Genomic DNA, 19,199 nt, shown 5'->3' with positions numbered 1-19,199 from the left:
TCGGTATCGGCCCTGGCGATGAAGAGTTTATGACACCTCAAGCACGCGAAGCTATCTTAGCAGCTGACCGCGTGGTAGGTTATTTGACATACCTCGACTTGATCAAAGACCTTATCGAAGGTAAAGAAACTGTAGGTACTGCAATGATGCAAGAAGTAGATCGTTGCCAACAAGCAGTTGATTTAGCCGTAGAAGGCCATCAAGTCGTTGTAGTATCCTCTGGTGACTCCGGCGTATATGGCATGGCAGGTCTTGTGTTAGAACTTGCTAATAAAGTGCCAGCAGAAAAACGTCCTTCCGTAGATATCGTACCTGGTCTTAGTGCTGTAAACGTAGCAGCATCTGTATTGGGTGCACCTTTGATGCATGACTTTGCAGTCATTTCTTTGAGTGATTTGATGACTCCATGGGATCTTATTAAAAAACGTGCCGACCTTTGTGCACAAGGCGATATGGTTATCTCCTTGTACAACCCACGCAGTAAAAAACGTGTTACACACTTAGATGAAGTTCGCGAAATCGTTCTTAAATACCGCGATCCTAAAACACCTGTTGGTATCGTGCAAAAAGCAGGTCGTCCAGGTCAACATATGGTAATTTCTGACCTTGAAAACTTCACTAACGAAGAAGTAGATATGCAAACACTTGTTATCATCGGTAACAGCCAAACCTATGTTGAAAATGGTCGCATGATTACACCTCGAGGCTACAAATTATGATTTGGGTCATTGCCGGCACTTTGGATGGTCGCACCTTAGCGGTAGAAATCCAAAAACGGACTGGTGAAGATGTGCTTGTTACGGTTGTTAGTCAGTATGGTGCAGAGCTTGCTGCCCATAAAGGCATTACCGTACATACGGGCCGTCTTGACCAAGAGGCGATGCAAAACTTGATTAAAGAGCACAATGTACGACTCTTAATTGATGCAAGTCATCCGTATGCTGCTATTGTTACAGCTACGGCTCAAGATGCAGCAAAGGCCGAAGGTATACCTTTTGTTCGGTTTGAACGTAAAGAGGTACCATTACCAGAGTATGATAAATTACATATCGTAGTAGATGAAGTAGAGGCAGCTAATCTAGCAGGCAAGTTAGCGAAGGAAAATAATAACCATGTGTATTTGACTACTGGTAGTAAGACAATGCACATCTTTGCTAAATCTGAAGCCTTACAAGACTGTGAAGTATGGACACGTATTTTGCCTACCGCAGAGGTGTTACAAATGATGGAAGACCTCAATGTAAGTCCAAAGCGCATCGTTGCAGTACAAGGTCCATTTTCTTACGATATGAACCGTATTATGTTCCACGATACGAAGGCTAGCGTTGTAGTTATGAAAAACTCTGGCCTTGTAGGTGGTGCTGATACAAAATTACAAGCAGCTATGGATCTTGGTATCCATGTTATTGTTATCGATAGACCCCGTGTTAAGATTGAAAGCCACGTGGTATCATCGAATGATGAATTTTTCGAATTATGGGAGGACACTAATGGATTACGTTAAAAATCCTAAAGCGATTGAAGATAAAAGTATGCAAATCATTTACGACTATGTAAAAGATTTAGGTTTAACAGATGATGAAGTACGCGTAGTATCCCGTACTGTACATGCTTCTGGTGACGTTGAATACGCACAACTCGTAAAAATGAGCCCTGATGCTGTTCAAAAAGGTATTGAAGCCTTGGAAAATGGTGCTGACATTTACACTGACGTAGAAATGGTGCGTACAGGTATCTCCAAACCAGCTCTTAAAATTCGCGGTAACAAAGTACACTGCTTAATCAAAGATGAAAACGTAGCTAAAATGGCTAAAGAATTGGGTGTAACTCGTTCCATCGCAGCTATGCGTACATTTGGCAAACAATTAGAAGGCCAAATCGTAGCTATCGGTAATGCTCCTACTGCATTGTACGAAGTATTGCGCTTAGCTCTTGAAGAAGGTATTAAACCAGCTCTTATCATTGGTATCCCTGTAGGCTTCGTAGGCGCTGCAGAATCCAAAGATTATTTGATGGAAGTATCCCCAGTTCCTTACATCACTGTAAAAGGTAACAAAGGTGGTAGCCCAATCGCTGCTTCCGTATGTAATGCATTGCTTTACACAGATGTAAAACGCAATGACATGCTTTTTGTAGAAGGTAAAGAATCTAAATAATACAAAACCCGAATCGTGTTTTAGTAGTTTTGCGATTCGGGTTTTACTGTATATTTTAGATACTACCAGTTAAAAGTAATATTTTTTCTAGCAATAGTATACTCGTTTCTTAGATACTACCAGTTAAAAATAAATATTTTTAATTGGTAGTATCTCTAAAATCGCTGTTACTAGGTCTAAAATATAGAATTTTCAAAATGACTTATTTTGTATATGAAGATATGGAGAGGGGGTTCGTATGGAGTCTATTAATGAACGAAAGGCCTTTCGTTTATCTGTTATCATTGTTTTACTTATTGCAGTGATAGCTTGTATGATTATATCTCTTATCTGGGGTTCTACACCTGTATCGCTAGCAGAGATATGGAGAACGTTATGGTCTGATGAATTAACAGATACGGCTTCACAGATTATTTGGAATATTCGTTTGCCCCGTAATATCGTGGCTGCTTTGGTAGGGGCCTGTCTTGCAGTATCGGGGGCTATATTACAAGCGGTTATGAAAAACCCACTGGCGGATCCACAAATTGTAGGGGTATCCTCTGGTGCAGGACTAGCTGGTGTTATCATATTTATTTTATTTCCTGGGTATGATCATATAGTTCCTTTAGTGGCCTTTTTAGGTGCTATGGCTGCAGCACTTATGGTGTATGCATTAGCATGGAAAAATGGAGTGCGACCTAGTCGTATTATCTTAGCTGGTGTTGCTGTCGCAGCCTTTTTAGGCTCAGGTATTTCAGCACTACTTGTATTCTTCGGTGATCGTGTACAAGGGGCATTGCTTTGGATGGTAGGGGGACTCGCTGCACGCAGTTGGCCTCAGGTAGAAGTGCTGTTTCCATATGCTATAATTGGTCTTATTTTTGCCTGTTTAGGAGCTAAACGACTTACCATTTTAAGTTTAGGTGATGAAACTGCAAAGGGATTAGGCCTTAAGGTAGAACAAACACGGTTTATTATGACTGCAGTGGCTGCTCTTTTAGCAGCTGGTGCTGTAAGTATAGCTGGGCTTATCGGATTTGTAGGTTTGGTTATTCCCCATATGTTACGTCTTATAATCGGTAACGACTATGCATATTTACTACCTGGATCCGCATTATTAGGCGCACTAGTTCTTGTTGTCAGTGATACAATAGGACGTGTTATGTGGAGCCCTATAGAGGTACCAGTGGGCATTATTATGGCATTTTTTGGAGCGCCGTTCTTCTTGTATCTGTTGAGGAGGGATAACTAATGAATACCGCTATTGATGTAAAACAGTTATCCGTAACTCTTGGTAATCGTCATATTCTACATGACATTAATGTATCGGTTCCTATCGGTAAAATTACGACATTAATAGGGCCTAATGGCTGTGGTAAAAGTACGCTTTTACGATCTATGATCGGATATATTCATAGCCCTCATGAATGTATTACCATTTTTGATAAACCGTTACAATCATATTCTCAAAACAATCTGGCACGGCAAATGGCATTTTTGCCACAAGTACCGAATATGCCAAAGGATATGACTGTAGAAGAATTGGTATATTGTGGACGATATCCATACCAAACGTGGTGGAAAAACACGGCTAAAGAAGATCGTGAAATTGTTGATTATGCATTAGACATTACAAAAACGAATCATTTGAGAGAACAATTAATCCCATCTCTATCTGGTGGCGAACGGCAACGCGTTTGGATTGCTATGGCGCTAGCACAGCAACCAAAATTATTAGTATTAGATGAACCAACAACATATTTAGATATTAATCACCAATTAGAAATTATGGAGTTATTGAAATGCTTAAATAAGGAACAAAATTTAACCGTTCTCATGGTACTTCACGAACTAACACAGGCGGTTCAATATTCACATTATATGGCTGTTATAAAAGAAGGCCATTTAGTAACGTCAGGAGAAACAAATAAAATAATATCAGATGAGTTGTTTAGAGATGTTTTCTCTGTAGATGTACAACTTGATACATTTGATAATAAAAAATATGTGCGTGTAAAAGGATTAGTTGAGTAGCTTGATACTAATAGAAAAAGAGGGCATTCCCTATTTGGGGGATGCCCTCTTTAGCATGGTGCAATATGTTAGAATGTAACATTAATACCGTATGCTTCTTTAACTAAACGTGCCATAGCTTCAGGTGTTTGTAGACCTGGGTTTAATAGGAATAGTTTAGATGGTAAATATATTACGCGGTTATTTTGTACTGCTTTCAAATTAGCCCATGCAGGATTATCTGTCATAGCTTGTTTCATGGCTTTTGTAATTTCTTCTTCTTTGCCCATTGTAACAACAAAGATAATATCAGGATTATCTGCCGTCAATGTTTCAAGAGAGTAAGGGACAGTTTTATCCTTGGTTGTACCCTCTAGGTGGGAGGCAACAACATTTGTCATACCTAGTTCTTTTACCATAGATGCAGTCACTGCTTCATCAGTTTCGGCAGTTACACCTTTCCCTGTGGCACGTAACACGGCAACACGTGCAGGCTGTTGATTTTTAACTGCATCTTTTACCTTGGTGATATTGCTTTCATAGGTAGTAATAACAGATTTAGCCTTATCTTGATGATTGGTTAACTCGCCAAGGAATATTAACATTGGTACATTATCTTTAATACCATCATAATCAAAAAGTACGGTTGGAATATTATTAGCTTGTAATTGGGATTCATATTTTTTATGTTGATTTACTAAACCCAATACCACATCTGGCTTCAAGCCTAATAGTTGTTCCATGTTGATATTTGCAGTTTGACCAAGAGCGGGTAGAGCTTCTAATTCTGGGGCTAATTTATCCGTTGTATTGGCACGGCTAATGGCTTTACCATCGACAGCATAAAGCATAGATAAAACAGAATTAGATAATACAGCAATTTTTTGTGGATCCTTTGGTACAGTATAGGTTTGACCATTAAAGGTCAATTCCTTCGTAGTAGCAGAAGAGCTGGATGTGGATTTACCACACCCAGCTATTGCTAGTACAACCATGACCAAAGCGAGACTACAAAGTAGTAGTTTTTTCATGATGTACTCCTATGTACGTTATATAACGATACTAGTTAAATTATGAATTGATTATTTTTGTAAAGCGCCCCAAGATTCGTTTGCACGTTCAACAAACAAGTTACGGATATTTTGGTTTTCACCTAAACCATGAAGGTAAGTATCTACTTTGAAGCCTTCTTTTTCAAGGATGGATTTATGGGAATCTGGTTCAGCACCAGCCATGTCATTGTTAGCATGGTCGCCTGCAACCATCATGAATGGCATCAATGTAACGTGCTTAATACCATGTAATTTTAATTGAGGGATAACTTGTTCAAGATTTGGAGTACCTTCTACAGTGTAGACAAATACATTTTTCAAGCCAAGAGTATGGATGCGGTCTTGAATTACAGAATAGTAAGCATTTGCAGGATCTGGAGTACCATGAGCCATGATAAGAACAGCATCTTCTTTGCCTACTTTAGGGAATTGAGATTGTACAGCCTTAATTGTTTGAATAACTTCATCAGTTTGGCCTTCTTGACCCATCCAGTACATAAGTGGAGTACCTAATGTCATTTTTTTGAAGTTATTTTTGTAAAGGTTATAAACAGCTACATCATAGTTGTATTCCATGCCAGGGATAACATCCAAGGATGTCAAAGCTACGCGGGAGTAACCTTCAGATTTCAATTGGGCTAATGCTTCTTCAGGAGTTGGGTATGTAATACCTTCTTTTTGTTGGATACGGTCACGGATAATGTGGCTTGTGAAAGCTGTTACTACTTTAGTATTAGGATGAGCTGCTTGAATAGCTGCTACAGTAGCATCAATTGTTTTAGCACGAGTTTCTTTATAAGTTGTACCAAAGCTCATAACTACGATAGCATCTTTGTTTTGAAGATTTTGAAGTTCTTTAGTTTCATGTGTGCGAACACCAATAGTAGATGCTTCTTTTAATGCAGGTGTAGGATCTTTTACTTCTTCATTTAATTGATATGCAGCATTAGATACAACAGGTGCACCAAAGGATACTGCAAGACCTAGAATAGCGGATGCTAAAGCTAATTGTTTTTTCATTTCTATACTCCTATCCAAAACTAAAACTACAGGGATATGCAATTATTTACATAATTTTAATATATTGAAAAATGTAGATTTATTGCATATATATAACCTTACGCCAATCGTAACAAAGGGAAATAGGGGTGTCAATAAACCCCATACCCCTAGAAGTATAGAAAAAATAAGGAGTTTTAAGAAATTAATGTGATGAATATAGTATGGTAGTAGATTTTATAATTATATTCTTTTTGGTTATATGGATATGAATATGTGAATACATGAGTAATTTTATTTGATCTTTATTTAGGCATATTTTGATGGGACCCCATAACATTACTACAAATATATTAAAAATGATGCCCTATACTTGTTTGCTCCTCGTTCTTGATGTCGCTACACAAGTACAGAGCATCATTTTGTGTATCTTGAAGTAATAGTGTAATGTATATATTAAATAGATTAGAGTACTATGATTTTAAATTAGTAGGGTAGATATGTTTGAGAATATTCTAATTGGTCTCTTTGGCTTATTAATGGTGAATTATCTCGTCATTATAGCTAGGCAACGAATAGTTAAAATTGTAATTGGTATCTTAGGGAATTGTTTCTTTGGACTTTCATTGTTTAGTGATTATATTGCTTTACCAAGTTATATGATTGATTTGAAGTATATTTTAATTATTATTCTTTGTGTTGCTTGTGTCTTTAGTCTATGGCGTCATAATCGCTCTGGCAAAATTACAGCTGGCGACAAGAGAAGGTATGATACCTTTACAGGTCGAATTAAGTTTATTGTTATATTTTTTCTTCTTTTATGTGGTGTTGCATCGGTTATACATTATTTTGGTTGATTTTGATATTTTTTCTCATTGACTTCTATACATTAATCTTGTACTATTATTACATAGTAGTTGATAACAATTTTCAGTTATGGAGATTGTATCATGTATGAGCGATATGGAGGTCACATATGAAAGGCATAATTATTGCATCCTTTGGATCAATTTATCAAGATGCTGTGGAGAAATCCATCGGCAGTATAGAGAAAAAAGTACGTTTCATGTATAGCGATATGGAGGTACGCCGTGTATTCTTATCTGATGCATTAGTGGAAAAGTGGAATGAGAAATATGATGAAAAGATTTCTTCTTTCACAGAAGCTATGCAAGATTTTGCTCGTCTTGGCATCGATGAGGTATACATTCAACCTGTAACATTAGTAGCAGATCAGTGTTACCAACAAATGCGTAAACAAGCATTGAAGTTTTTACATAGCAATGAATATGGTTTTAATCAAGTAAATATTGGTAAACCATTACTTACATCATTAGGTGTAAAAAACTATGCTGACGATTATGAAGCAACATTAGAAAGTATCGTACGCCATGTTAATACAAAAGCACTTAATAAATCTGTAGTGCTCATGGCAAATGGTCAAAATCAATTAGAGTTTAGTACATTACAATTGAAAGCCATGTATGGGGCAGCACCAAATGTAGTAGTATTTACTACAAATGGGTTCCCTACATTTAAACAAGCTCTTACATTATTAGACCGTATGGGTCATAAAGACTTGTTAGTAGTACCATTAGCTCTTATTGGTTCTACACATTTAATGGACTATCTTGGCGGTGAGCGTTCTGACTCCATTTATGCATTGCTCGCTGAAGAAGGGTATAATGTAGATATTTGGAATGAAGGTCTTGGTGAAAACCCTTATGTACAAGATTTATTCTTGAAACATTTAGGCCAAGCTATCCGCATGTCTGATCGGAAGCGTCCCATGCCTCGTGAATCTGTAAAACCTGTAATGACAAACTCTCGTATGGAAGCACAAGGTATGATTTCTTAGTTTAATCTCTCACATAATTAGACATACATCTCTCCACACTCCTTTATATACGTAAAAGTCCTCCTTGTTGGAAGTCCAATGAGGAGGATTTTTACTTTTACTATGAAAAATATTTATAATATCCATTTTATACGTCCTATGGTATGCCCCTAAGGTGTCGTCTATGGTATGATTAAGATACATTATTAATTAAATAAGGAGACTTCCATGAAACAAGCTATTTTAGTTGTTGCCTTTGGGTCCACTGTTGACAGTGCTCGTGAACATAATATTGATTCCGTAGTAGAATATATCCGTAAAGCGTATCCGGACTATACTGTGGAACTAGCTTTTTCCTCTCGTATTATCGTTAAACGATTACGAGAACGGGGGATTGAGATTCCTACTGAACAAGGGGCATTAGAGACACTTATCCAAGAAGGCTATACACATATTTTTGTGCAACCTCTACATTTTACTGGGGGGGAAGAGTTTGATAAATTGAAAAATAATATCCTCGCTCATGAAGGGGAGGGGCAATTGGAAGTATTGCGTGTAGGTAGACCTCTCGTATACTACATGAGCCAAGAGGAACATCCAGATGATTACCAAATTTTGATTGACCGATTCATTAAATCGCTTAATATTTCTAAAGAAGACGGGTTACTATTGGTTGGTCATGGTGGTCTCGGTTCTGGTAATTCATCATATGGCAACCTACAATTTAAACTAATTCGTGATGGCCTTACAAATGTACGTATTGCTGTTTTAGAGAATGCTCCATATGTGGCTGATGTAGCTATGCCATGGGAATGGCTCGATGGTAAACGGCCAAACACAATTTATGTGCACCCATTATTATTAGTTCTTGGAGATCATGCACAAAACGATCTCTTTGGTGATGAAGAAGATAGCGTTATTAATGAACTTGCCAATTACGGTTATGAAGTTAAACCAATCCATAGCGCACTTGGTGAATATGAAGCAATACAAGATATCTTCCGTCAACATGTGCAAGATTGTATTGATAATCTGTATGGCAAACGTAGTACACATCGTCCAACAATTCCAAATATTAAATAGTAGTTTTGTATATCTTGCATAAATTAGTTATAATAAAAGATATTGTAATTATAAATAGAATGTAACTATAAGAATAGGAGAACCCCATGAAAGGTAAATTATATGGCATTGGCGTAGGCCCTGGCGATTCTGAATTAATGACTGTTAAAGCTGCTCTTATTGTAGGTGAAGCAGATATTATCATCACACCTAAAACAGAAAAGAAAGATGGTTCTGTAGCACTTAATATTGCTTCCCCATATATTCAAGAACATACAGAAATCGTTCCTGTAGTATTCCCAATGGTATTGGATGATGCTACTCAAGAGGAAGGCTGGCAAGAAGCAAAACGCATTATCTTGTCCTACTTAGATCAAGGTAAAAGCGTTGTCTTCTTAACATTGGGTGATCCTATGTTCTACAGCACATACATGTATGTATATCGCTTGATCGAAAATACAGACCATGAAATTGAAACAATTCCTGGCGTTACTGCTTTCTGTGCTATTGGTTCCCACCTTGGCTATCCAATCGTAGAGAAGGAAGAAGTATTAGCTATCGTTCCTGCTACAGCACCTAAAGAAAAAATTGATGCTGTATTGGCTGTAGCTGATGATGCAGTAATCATGAAAGTGTACAAAAACTTTGATGAAGTACAAGAAACTTTGATTAAACACAATATGGCAGATGATGCGGTTATGATTAGCCGTGTAGGTTTGCCAGATGAGCAAGTATTCGTAGGCCTTGATAATATGCCAAAAGATACTAAACTCAACTACTTGTCTACAATCCTTGCAAAACGTAAGGACCGTTAACAAACACGTCGTATTACGAGGTAATATTTATGAACACAGTACATATTCCACGTGTTGTCATTGCAGGCACAAACTCTGGTGTAGGTAAAACAACAATCGTAGCGGGCTTATTGGCTGCTTATGCAAATGGTGGACGTACGGTGCAATCCTTTAAAGTGGGCCCGGATTATATTGATCCGGGCTTTCATAAAATTGCATCCGGCCGTGACAGCTATAATTTAGATACGTGGCTCGTGCCACCTCACAAATTAAATCCTTTCTTTGCTACTATGGCGCATGGAGTAGACCTTGCTATTATTGAAGGTGTTATGGGTTTATATGATGGTGGTCGAGAAGGTGTTAGCTCCACAGCTCAAATTGCTAAGCAATTGAATGCACCGGTGGTGCTTGTTATCGATTGCAAGGCTATGGGTGAAAGTGCGGCTGCTATTGCTAAAGGTTTCCGTGATTATGATCCAGAGGTAAACTTTGGCGGCGTTATCTTAAACCGCTTAGGTTCTGCCAACCATGAGCGCATGGTTCGTGAAGGTATGGATAAAATTGGTGTACCTGTTATTGGTGCTATTTATCGAGATGATCGTATGCACTCTCCGGAGCGCCATTTAGGACTCACACCTGTTACTGAAATCGACCCAACAGAGTCAATCAACACGATTCGCGAAGCTGTTGAGAAAATGGTAAATCTAGATCAATTGTTGGACATTGCATCTAGTGCACCTGCTATTGAGTTACCAGAGACTGTAGATGCTAAATCCATTGAAAAGCGAGTTAAAATTGGTGTAGCCTATGATGAGGCGTTCTCTTTCTACTATCCTGCAAGTTTAGGTGCCTTAGAAGAGAAAGGGGCCGAGCTCGTTTATTTCAGCCCTCTTAATGATTTAGTGATTCCCGAAGTAGACGGCCTTGTATTTGGTGGTGGCTTCCCTGAAATGTTCTTGTTCCAACTCTCTAGTAACGAGTCAATGAAGGAATCTATCCGTGAAGCTAATGAAAAAGGTATACCTATTTATGCAGAATGTGGTGGCCTCATGTATTTATGTGAAAGTATCCACGATTTTGAGGGCGCCGTATATGATACAGTAGGTATTGTACCTGCTAATTGCATTATGCAACAAAAGCTACAAAAAGTAGGGTATGTTACGGCTACAGCTAAGCGAGATACCTTATTAGGTGCTGCAGATACATCTCTTCGTGGGCATGAGTTCCATTTCTCTACGATGGAACCAACTGTAGAGAATTTCCCTTGGGCCTTTCACTTAGAAGGGGGCCGCAAACCTCAATCTTATGATGGCGGCTATGCAACTGATAATGTATTAGCATCGTATTTACATTTGAACTTTGCTGGTTCTGATGAAGGTACACAACATTTTGTTGATATATGTGCTAACTATAAAGCTAAAAGGAGCTAAATATGAGTGAACGAGGCTTAATTTTAGTTAATACTGGCAATGGCAAAGGAAAAACAACAGCAGCCTTAGGCGTGGCATTACGTGCTGTTGGCCAAGGTTTTAAGGTTTTAATCTTACAATTTATTAAAAGTGGTAATGGCTATGGCGAACTAGCAGGTCTTGCCAAATTAGGGGACCAAGTAGAAATTCGTTCCATGGGTAAGGGATTTATTTACTATAAACGAGATGAAGTAGGAGAGGCTGAGCTTGCTCGCCATAAGGCAGCAGCTCAAGAGGCTTGGCACACATTAGTGGAAGAAGTAAATTCAGATCGATGGGATCTTATCATTATGGATGAAATTAATAATGCCATTAATTACGATCTTATTGATGTGAATTCTGTAGTAGATATGCTTAAACATAAACCTGAGCGCTTACACGTAATTTTGACAGGTCGTTATGCTAAACCTGAAATCATTGATGTGGCTGATACGGTAACAGAGATGAAGGTAGTTAAGCATGCTTATGAAAAAGGCATTAAAGCCGCCAAGGGGATAGAGTTCTAATACGCAGAGCTTGAATATAAATAAATCTAAAATTTTCGAAAAAGCTCTTGCTAAAACTATATCGAAAATGTATAATATAGTCATAAGCACAAGGTGCTAAATATTCTTGACATTAAGTATGTATATAACACTAACCAGGAGGTTAACTATGGCTGTACATGATTACATTAAATCCGGCGATTTCGCTACTGAAAAACACGTTCCTGTTATCGAGACTGTTGACACTGTAAAAGCAGGTGAAACTTTCCACGTAACATTGTCCGTTGGTAAAGATATCGCACATCCTAACACTGTAGAACATCACATTGAATGGATCAAATTGTACTTCGTAGCTGAAGGTACTCAATTGCCATTCGAAGTTGGTGAAATTTCCTTCAACGTACATGGTGATGGCGCAACTGCAAACGAAGGCCCTGTACATGCAATTTCTGAAGGTTCTTTGGCAGTTTCCTTGAACAAATCTGGTAAATTGATTGCTGTATCCTACTGCAACATCCACGGTTTGTGGGAATCCGAAAAAGCAATCACAGTTGCTTAATTAACTTAATCAACTAATAAAGACCAGCCATAAGGCTGGTCTTTTGTATGTAAATTTTAATAATAACTGAAATAATCATGCTAAAGTTGTGTCCGCACTCAAAAGAGTTTTGTTTTTGTATAGTGGATAAATTGCCTTATATCCCTTTACAGTGCTATTTGTTTGTGGTAAAGTATATGCATATTGATTTTTAGTAGATAAGTTAAATGAGGGATTATTGTGGCCTTAATCGTTAAAAAATTTGGTGGTAGTTCCGTAGCTACACCAGAAAAAATATTTAATATTGTTGATCGCGTCCTTCGTGAGAAGAAAGAAGACGATAAAATCGTTATCGTTGTATCCGCTATGGGTGATACAACAGATGACTTGGTAGCATTGGCTAAAGAAGTAACATCTAAGCCTTATGGTCGTGAAATGGACCGCTTGCTATCTACAGGTGAGCAAGTAACGATTGCATTAATGGCGATGGCTTTCAACGAACGTGGTCATAAAGCTATGTCCTTAACAGGTGACCAAGCAGGTATTACAAGTAGTGATACATTCAATAAAGGCCGTATTTTAGGCGTTGATCCAAATCGCGTATTTGAAGCTTTGGATGAAGGCAATATCGTAGTGGTGGCAGGTTTCCAAGGTATTACTGAATATGGTGACATGGTTACTTTAGGTCGTGGTGGCTCCGATACAACTGCTGTTGCATTGGCAGGCGCTATGAAAGCTGATGTTTGTGAAATCTTCACAGATGTTGAAGGCGTTTACTCTACAGATCCTCGTGTTGCAAAAGAGGCTTTCAAATTAGAAGAAGTAACATATGGCGAAATGCTTGAGATGGCACGCCTTGGTGCAGGTGTAATGCAACCTCGCGCTGTAGAAATGGGTTTCCGTTATGGTGTACCTATTCACGTACGTTCAACATTTAGTGACAATACAGGTACTATTATTCGGGAGGATTATACTGTGGAAGCAAATAAACACGTAATTACTGGCGTAGCTGATGATACTAATACAGCAAAAGTAGCCCTTGTAGGCGTTGAAAATAAACCAGGTGTTGCAGCAACTGTGTTCAAAGCATTGGCTGCAAAAAACGTGGATGTTGATATGATTGTTCAATCTATCCGCGCCGTAGGTGAACCTAAAACTGACCTCATCTTCACTGTAGCTATGGATGATGTTGTACTAGCTCGTGAAGTATTAGCAGAATTACAAAAAACTGTTGATATTGAAGCTGTAAATATTGACGAAAGAATGGCAAAAGTATCTATCATTGGTGCAGGTATGTTAGGTCAACCAGGCGTGGCAGCTCAAATGTTTGATATTTTGAGCCAAGAAGGCATCAATATTGAAATCATTTCTACTTCTGAAATTAGTATTTCTTGCCTTGTTGCTGAAGATCGCGTTAAAGATGCTGTTCGTGTAATCCACAATGGCTTATTGTTAGATCAAAGAGGTTAATCTATTTATGGATAGTCTACGTAGTTTTATGGATGAAATGCTCAATGACCAAGGTCGTAAGGAAGGTTTCATTAGCGATCTACTAGGAAATCTAAAAAATCAGCCTATTCCAACATTGGAGCAAGCTCAAACTGGTTATACTACGGTAAGTAATTTACATGGCATTTTCTACGATTATGATAAGGCCGAAGTTACTATTTCTTATAAGGTGGTACCTGATATGTACCCACCGTATACGTTAAGCTTTGTACAATTCCAAGCAGTGTTAGAAGGCTTGTTAACCTTGCGCCGCAATCAAAAGTGGCAAATGCAACATAATAAATAAAATGAACCCCATAGGCGGTAATGCCTATGGGGTTTTGAATTTCGATAATTATTCTTAACATCTATATATAGAGTTGTCGATGTGTTATAATGAATTGTTAGGAAGAAATTAATTATATTTATATAGAAAGAAGGGACAGCATGGAAATAAATAAGGTTTATTCTGGCTTTCGCCTTGACCGCATTGAGCGCATTGATGAGATCAATGGTACCGCTTATGAAATGAAGCATGAAAAATCTGGTGCTCGTTTAATTTATATTGATTCACCAGATTCTAATAAAGTATTCAATATTGCGTTTAGAACAACACCTCACAATAGTACCGGTGTGGCACATATTATGGAGCATTCTGTTCTATGTGGTTCTCGAAAATTCCCATTAAAAGAGCCCTTTGTTGAACTGGTAAAAGGTTCTTTAAACACGTTCTTGAATGCTATGACATATCCGGATAAAACAATGTATCCTGTAGCCAGCAAGAACGATAAAGACTTCCATAATTTGATGGACGTATATCTTGATGCAGTATTCTACCCACGTGTTCGTGAAGATGCAGAAATCGTAATGCAAGAAGGTTGGCATTATGAGCTAGAAAATGCAGATGATGAACTCACCTACAAAGGCGTTGTATTTAATGAGATGAAGGGCGTGTACTCTTCCCCTGATTCCGTATTAGAGCGTCAAATGATGCGCGAACTTTTCCCAGATACGACCTATGGTGTTGATTCTGGTGGGGATCCTGATCATATTACAGATTTAACATATGAAGAATTCCAAGAGTTCTACCGTGTCCACTATCATCCATCTAATAGCTATATCTTCTTATATGGTGATATGAATATTGAAGAGCAATTAGCATTTTTGAATGATGAGTACTTAAGTCATTTTGATGCTATTGAGGTTCATACCGAGGTAGCTCTACAAGCTCCATTTACAGAAGGAAAAGTAGTGAGCTATCCATATAGTGTAGGTTCTGAAGAACCAACAGATAATCGCACATTGCATTCCTTTGCTTATGTATTACCTGATGTAACGCCTGAACATAGCTTGGCTTTTGAAGTGTTGACACATGCTTTGTTAACATCTCCAGCGGCGCCTCTTAAACAGGCTTTGGTAAAAGCTGGTATTGGCTCTGACGTAAGCGGCTATTATTTAGATAGCATTCGTCAACCTATGTGGACAGTACAAGCTACGGGTTCAAACTTAGATAAACAAGCTGACTTGCAACGCATTGTAGAATCTACCTTACAAGAGCTATGTGATAAGGGCTTAGATAAAGAATTATTAGAAGCTTCTTTGAATAGCATTGAATTTGCTCTTCGTGAAAGCGACTTTGGGGGACGACCTATTGGGTTAGCGTATATTATCCGCATGATGGATAATTGGTTATATGATAATGATCCATTAGAGTTATTACACTATGAAGAGGCGTTAGCGAATATTCGAAAAGGCTTAGCTGGTACATATTTCGAAGATTTAATTCGTCATTCTATCTTGAATAATGACCATAAGGTTCTTGTATCTATCTATCCTGAACGTGGCCTTCAAGAGCGCAAAGATGCAGAGGTTAAAGAACATTTAGCTGCTGTAAAAGCGAATATGACAAAAGAGGAGATTGACGCGATTGTAGAACAAACAAAACGCCTTAAAATTCGTCAAGAAACTCCAGATAGTGATGAAGCTCTAGCGTCTATTCCATTGCTCGAGTTATCTGATTTAAATCCTAATATGGAAGCTGTAGAACGCCGTGAAAGCAAGATTGGTAATACAAAAGTACACTTTGTGCCAACTTTCACAAAAGGCATTAACTATGTAGGGTTATACTTTAACTTGAGTTGTCTCACAGAAGATGAGCTGTTCTACGCAGATATTTTAAGTGATATCCTCGGCCGTGTTGATACATCCGAGCGCGGTTATGAAGCACTGGCTAAAGATATTAATATGAATTTAGGGGGATTGAGTTCTGATATTACGGCCATCAGTAAAGATGGTAAGCGTGATGAATTTACGCCTCTTATGATTGTGCGTGCGAAAGCATTACATTCTAAATTACCTGATTTATGTCGCTTGATTAATGAAGTCGTAAAAAAGGCAGATTACAGTGATGATAGCCGTTTAACTGAGCTTGTTCAAGAAAGCAAAGCTATTTGGGATAATGAAGCATTCCGCCGCGGTAATTCTATCGTGAGTCAACGTGTTATGGCTCAAGTTTCTGCAGTTGGTAAGTTTAGAGATAATGGCAATTTAGGTTACTATCAAAAAATCAGCGAGCTAGCTTCTAATCCAGCGGCTTTGCCATTATTACCAGAAAAATTAGCTGAAGTAGCTCGTAAAATTTTCCGTGCTAATAATGTAGATATTATGTTTGTTGGTGAAGAAGGCGAATTAGAAGCTTTTGAAAACCTAATGAAACCATTGGTTGACACTTGGGATACTACCGAATTGAGTAATGATGTATTACAAATCACTCGTCTTTCCGGCAATGATGGTATCGTTACAGCTGGTAAGGTTCAATACGTAGCTCAAGGTGGTAATTTCATCGATCATGGTTTCAAACATGTTGGTCCCATGAGCGTATTAGAAACGATATTACGTTATGAATACCTTTGGATTCGTATTCGTGTTCAAGGTGGTGCTTACGGAGCATTTGCTAATTTCTATGATGATGGCAATATGATTTTCTGTAGTTATCGTGATCCTAACTTGTTAGAAACTTTAGATGTATATAAAGAGTTGCCTCAATACCTTCGTGACTTCACATTGACTGATCGTGAAATGCGTAAATATATTATTGGTACTATGAGTTCTTTGGACTTGCCAATGACGCCAGCGCTGCGTGGACCACGTGCAATGGGTATGTACTTCAGTGATGCTAAATTAGAGGACAAAGTAGAGTTCCGTAAACAAGTGATTGCATGTAAGCCAGAAGATATTGTTGCACTAGCAGATGTAGTAGAACCTGTACTGAATGATAATCATATTTGCACAATGGGTAACGAACAAAAAATTAAAGATGCTGGTAATGTGTTTGATAACATTGTGTCTTTAGGCTAAATAATTTCATATCTATAAATGATATTGCTTTAATTTTTAGTTTGACATATCTTTGGATGGATAAGTGGCATATTCATAATGAATATGCCACTTGTTTTCTACTATAGGAGAGTTCTCATGAAAGGTAGATTTGCGCCTAGTCCAACAGGATATATTCATCTTGGTAATGTGTGGATAGCGCTTTTATCATATATCTCCACACGCCAACAAAAAGGAAAATATGTTGTACGGATGGAGGATATAGACCTGCAACGGTCAAAACGAGAATTAGGTGAAGCTTTACTAGATGATTTAGAATGGCTTGGATTTGAATGGGATGAAGGGCCTCGTGTAGGTGGACCTGAGGTATCTTATTGGCAAAGTGAAAGACAAACATATTATGCAGATATACTAGAATATCTAGAATTAGAAAAACTAATTTATCCTTGTTTTTGTAATAGAGCACGGCTACAATCTATAGCATCAGCGCCTCATGTAGGAGAAGTAGTTCATCGTTATGATGGTAAATGTCGCCATTTAAGCAAGAATGCAGTAGACGAATTATCCTCTATAAAAGAACCATCCTTACGTTTAGCTATAGATTCATGTAATCTAGAATTTGATGATCGCTGGCAAGGTACACAGCATATTCATTTGGAAGGTGAACTAGATGATTATGTACTACGTCGTGGTGATGGTATGTATGCCTATAATTTGGCAGTCGTATTAGATGATATAGCTATGGGAATAACTGAAGTGATTCGCGGTGATGATTTACTTGATACAACAGGGCAACAATTATATTTATATAACACATTACAACAATGCTATTCCTATAAAAATATAGAAGTTCCTAAGTATGGTCATGCACCACTTTTAGTAGATGCAGATGGAAATAGACTTTCTAAGCGTCAAAAGAGTATTACAATACGTGAACTACGAGAACAGCAATGGTCAGCATCCAGAATTTTATGGGAATTAGCTGTCGCTGGTGGACTTATAGATGGAGACAGATATACTCATCGAGAAATAAATCTTTCTGAGTTAATGAATTTAGATCTATCGTGTTCTAGTTTAAGACAAAAAACAATTGTCATTGAGCGATAATAGATACATTGATTTTAGTTCTGAAATATTTGCTAAAAGAGTATAATTCTTCAACTATAAAATTCGATATATTATATTGACAATATTCGATATTTCGCTATAATAGTATATAAGAGGTGGTCAAAATGACAATTCAACAAGCTTTAGATCAAAAAGTGTGGGCCGTTATTGGAGCCACTCATAAAACCGAAAAGTTCGGCTATAAGATTTATAAATGTCTTAAAGATCACGGATATGAAGTATATCCAGTTAATCCTAATGTTGCAGAGATAGATGGTAACAAATGTTACCCTAGTCTTTCTGCACTTCCTGTTGTACCAACTGTGGTAGATTTTGTTGTGCCAGAAGCAGCGGGCCTTGCTGCACTTGATGAATGTAAAGAACTTGGCATTCCTACTGTGTGGTTGCAACCGGGAGCGGATAAACCATCTGTTGTTGAAAAAGCACATGCTTTAAACCTGCATGTCATTCAAGATTGTGTATTAGTTCAACTACCGTAGGAGGGTACAATGAGCGAATTAAAAGAATTAAAAACTGCTGAATATCAAGATTTAGTAAATCAAGGTGGCGTTACTGTTATTGATTTTTGGGCTCCATGGTGCGGTTATTGCGTACGTATGATGCCAATCATCGAGGAAATTGCAGGTGAGCTTGAAGGTAAAGCTAACTTTGTAAAAGTAAATGCTGATGAAGAACCAGAATTAGCACGTAATTTACAAATTGAAGTATTGCCAACATTTGTTATCTTAAAAGATGGCGAAGTAGTAGACCGCAAAATTGGCTTCATGCCAAAAGGTGACCTTCAAGGTGCTATTGAATCTAAATTCTAATAATCGGTATAAAACCATATAAATAGAGGCAAAAAAACCTCATCAATGTAT

Annotated in this window: 20 protein-coding genes; 18 read left to right on the top strand and 2 right to left on the bottom strand. The window is 37.9% G+C overall.

Annotated features, from left to right (window positions below; genetic code table 11):
• Positions 1-29 precede the first annotated feature (29 nt).
• The 5 genes from cobJ to O3607_RS02660 all read left to right on the top strand — a co-directional run bounded on the left by cobJ (position 30) and on the right by O3607_RS02660 (position 4,172).
• Complete coding sequence (cobJ, locus tag O3607_RS02680; protein ID WP_004696265.1) at positions 30-719, top strand: precorrin-3B C(17)-methyltransferase; 690 nt, start codon at positions 30-32, stop codon at positions 717-719.
• Positions 716-1,504: a precorrin-6A reductase gene (cobK, locus tag O3607_RS02675; RefSeq protein WP_295220732.1), complete on the top strand. Its 789-nt coding sequence runs from the start codon at positions 716-718 to the stop codon at positions 1,502-1,504. The genes cobJ and cobK overlap by 4 nt, the downstream gene beginning before the upstream one ends.
• A complete protein-coding gene (locus O3607_RS02670) occupies positions 1,491-2,156 on the top strand; it encodes a precorrin-8X methylmutase (RefSeq protein ID WP_371443270.1) in 666 nt (221 codons plus the stop codon). Before cobK ends, O3607_RS02670 begins: the two co-directional genes overlap by 14 nt.
• 238 nt (positions 2,157-2,394) lie before the next feature.
• Positions 2,395-3,390, top strand: a complete 996-nt coding sequence (locus O3607_RS02665; RefSeq protein ID WP_009351759.1) for an iron ABC transporter permease — start codon at positions 2,395-2,397, stop codon at positions 3,388-3,390.
• A complete protein-coding gene (locus tag O3607_RS02660) occupies positions 3,390-4,172 on the top strand; it encodes an ABC transporter ATP-binding protein (RefSeq protein ID WP_371443269.1) in 783 nt (260 codons plus the stop codon). The genes O3607_RS02665 and O3607_RS02660 overlap by 1 nt, the downstream gene beginning before the upstream one ends.
• Before the next feature lie 68 nt (positions 4,173-4,240).
• On the opposite strand, the gene O3607_RS02655 is transcribed toward O3607_RS02660, so the two are convergent.
• Both O3607_RS02655 and O3607_RS02650 read right to left on the bottom strand, forming a co-directional pair.
• Positions 4,241-5,182: an ABC transporter substrate-binding protein gene (locus O3607_RS02655; protein ID WP_371443268.1), complete on the bottom strand. Its 942-nt coding sequence runs from the start codon at positions 5,180-5,182 to the stop codon at positions 4,241-4,243.
• Positions 5,183-5,233: 51 nt separating this feature from the next.
• Positions 5,234-6,223, bottom strand: coding sequence for a sirohydrochlorin cobaltochelatase (locus tag O3607_RS02650; RefSeq protein WP_371443267.1), 990 nt, complete (start codon positions 6,221-6,223; stop codon positions 5,234-5,236).
• A 479-nt stretch (positions 6,224-6,702) separates the two neighbouring features.
• On the opposite strand from O3607_RS02650, the gene O3607_RS02645 reads away from it, so the two are divergent.
• From O3607_RS02645 to trxA, 13 genes are all read left to right on the top strand, one after another.
• The gene (locus tag O3607_RS02645) at positions 6,703-7,059 is read left to right on the top strand and encodes a hypothetical protein (RefSeq protein ID WP_371443266.1); all 357 of its coding nucleotides are present in this window, start codon (positions 6,703-6,705) and stop codon (positions 7,057-7,059) included.
• A gap of 119 nt (positions 7,060-7,178) precedes the next feature.
• Positions 7,179-8,060 (top strand): sirohydrochlorin cobaltochelatase, encoded by an 882-nt coding sequence (locus O3607_RS02640; RefSeq protein ID WP_371443265.1) that lies wholly within the window; start codon positions 7,179-7,181, stop codon positions 8,058-8,060.
• Positions 8,061-8,267: 207 nt separating this feature from the next.
• Positions 8,268-9,122 (top strand): sirohydrochlorin cobaltochelatase, encoded by an 855-nt coding sequence (locus O3607_RS02635; RefSeq protein WP_371443264.1) that lies wholly within the window; start codon positions 8,268-8,270, stop codon positions 9,120-9,122.
• An 86-nt stretch (positions 9,123-9,208) separates the two neighbouring features.
• Entirely contained in the window at positions 9,209-9,916 is a 708-nt protein-coding gene (gene cobI, locus O3607_RS02630) for a precorrin-2 C(20)-methyltransferase (protein ID WP_371443263.1), read from the top strand.
• A 29-nt stretch (positions 9,917-9,945) separates the two neighbouring features.
• Entirely contained in the window at positions 9,946-11,325 is a 1,380-nt protein-coding gene (locus O3607_RS02625) for a cobyrinate a,c-diamide synthase (RefSeq protein ID WP_371443262.1), read from the top strand.
• A gap of 2 nt (positions 11,326-11,327) precedes the next feature.
• Positions 11,328-11,870, top strand: coding sequence for a cob(I)yrinic acid a,c-diamide adenosyltransferase (gene cobO, locus O3607_RS02620; RefSeq protein WP_024065941.1), 543 nt, complete (start codon positions 11,328-11,330; stop codon positions 11,868-11,870).
• 148 nt (positions 11,871-12,018) lie between these two features.
• Entirely contained in the window at positions 12,019-12,408 is a 390-nt protein-coding gene (locus O3607_RS02615) for a class II SORL domain-containing protein (protein WP_060924194.1), read from the top strand.
• Between the two features lie 219 nt (positions 12,409-12,627).
• A complete protein-coding gene (locus O3607_RS02610) occupies positions 12,628-13,857 on the top strand; it encodes an aspartate kinase (RefSeq protein ID WP_060924195.1) in 1,230 nt (409 codons plus the stop codon).
• Positions 13,858-13,864: 7 nt separating this feature from the next.
• Positions 13,865-14,182, top strand: coding sequence for a hypothetical protein (locus O3607_RS02605; RefSeq protein ID WP_005386222.1), 318 nt, complete (start codon positions 13,865-13,867; stop codon positions 14,180-14,182).
• A gap of 140 nt (positions 14,183-14,322) precedes the next feature.
• Positions 14,323-17,232 carry an insulinase family protein gene (locus O3607_RS02600; RefSeq protein WP_285364994.1) on the top strand — a complete coding sequence of 970 codons (2,910 nt, stop codon included), beginning with the start codon at positions 14,323-14,325 and terminating at the stop codon, positions 17,230-17,232.
• Positions 17,233-17,349: 117 nt separating this feature from the next.
• The gene (gluQRS, locus tag O3607_RS02595) at positions 17,350-18,318 is read left to right on the top strand and encodes a tRNA glutamyl-Q(34) synthetase GluQRS (RefSeq protein WP_227282899.1); all 969 of its coding nucleotides are present in this window, start codon (positions 17,350-17,352) and stop codon (positions 18,316-18,318) included.
• Between the two features lie 125 nt (positions 18,319-18,443).
• A complete protein-coding gene (locus O3607_RS02590) occupies positions 18,444-18,818 on the top strand; it encodes a CoA-binding protein (protein WP_371443261.1) in 375 nt (124 codons plus the stop codon).
• 9 nt (positions 18,819-18,827) lie between these two features.
• Complete coding sequence (gene trxA, locus O3607_RS02585) at positions 18,828-19,148, top strand: thioredoxin (protein WP_227282900.1); 321 nt, start codon at positions 18,828-18,830, stop codon at positions 19,146-19,148.
• Positions 19,149-19,199: the final 51 nt, after the last annotated feature.

Origin of the sequence: Veillonella sp. 20925_1_51 (assembly GCF_041431445.1) — a bacterium.
In the GTDB taxonomy this organism is placed as follows: Bacteria; Bacillota; Negativicutes; order Veillonellales; family Veillonellaceae; genus Veillonella; species Veillonella nakazawae.
Note: the sequence above shows the minus strand (reverse complement) of the source record. Positions and strands in the feature narration are given on the sequence as shown.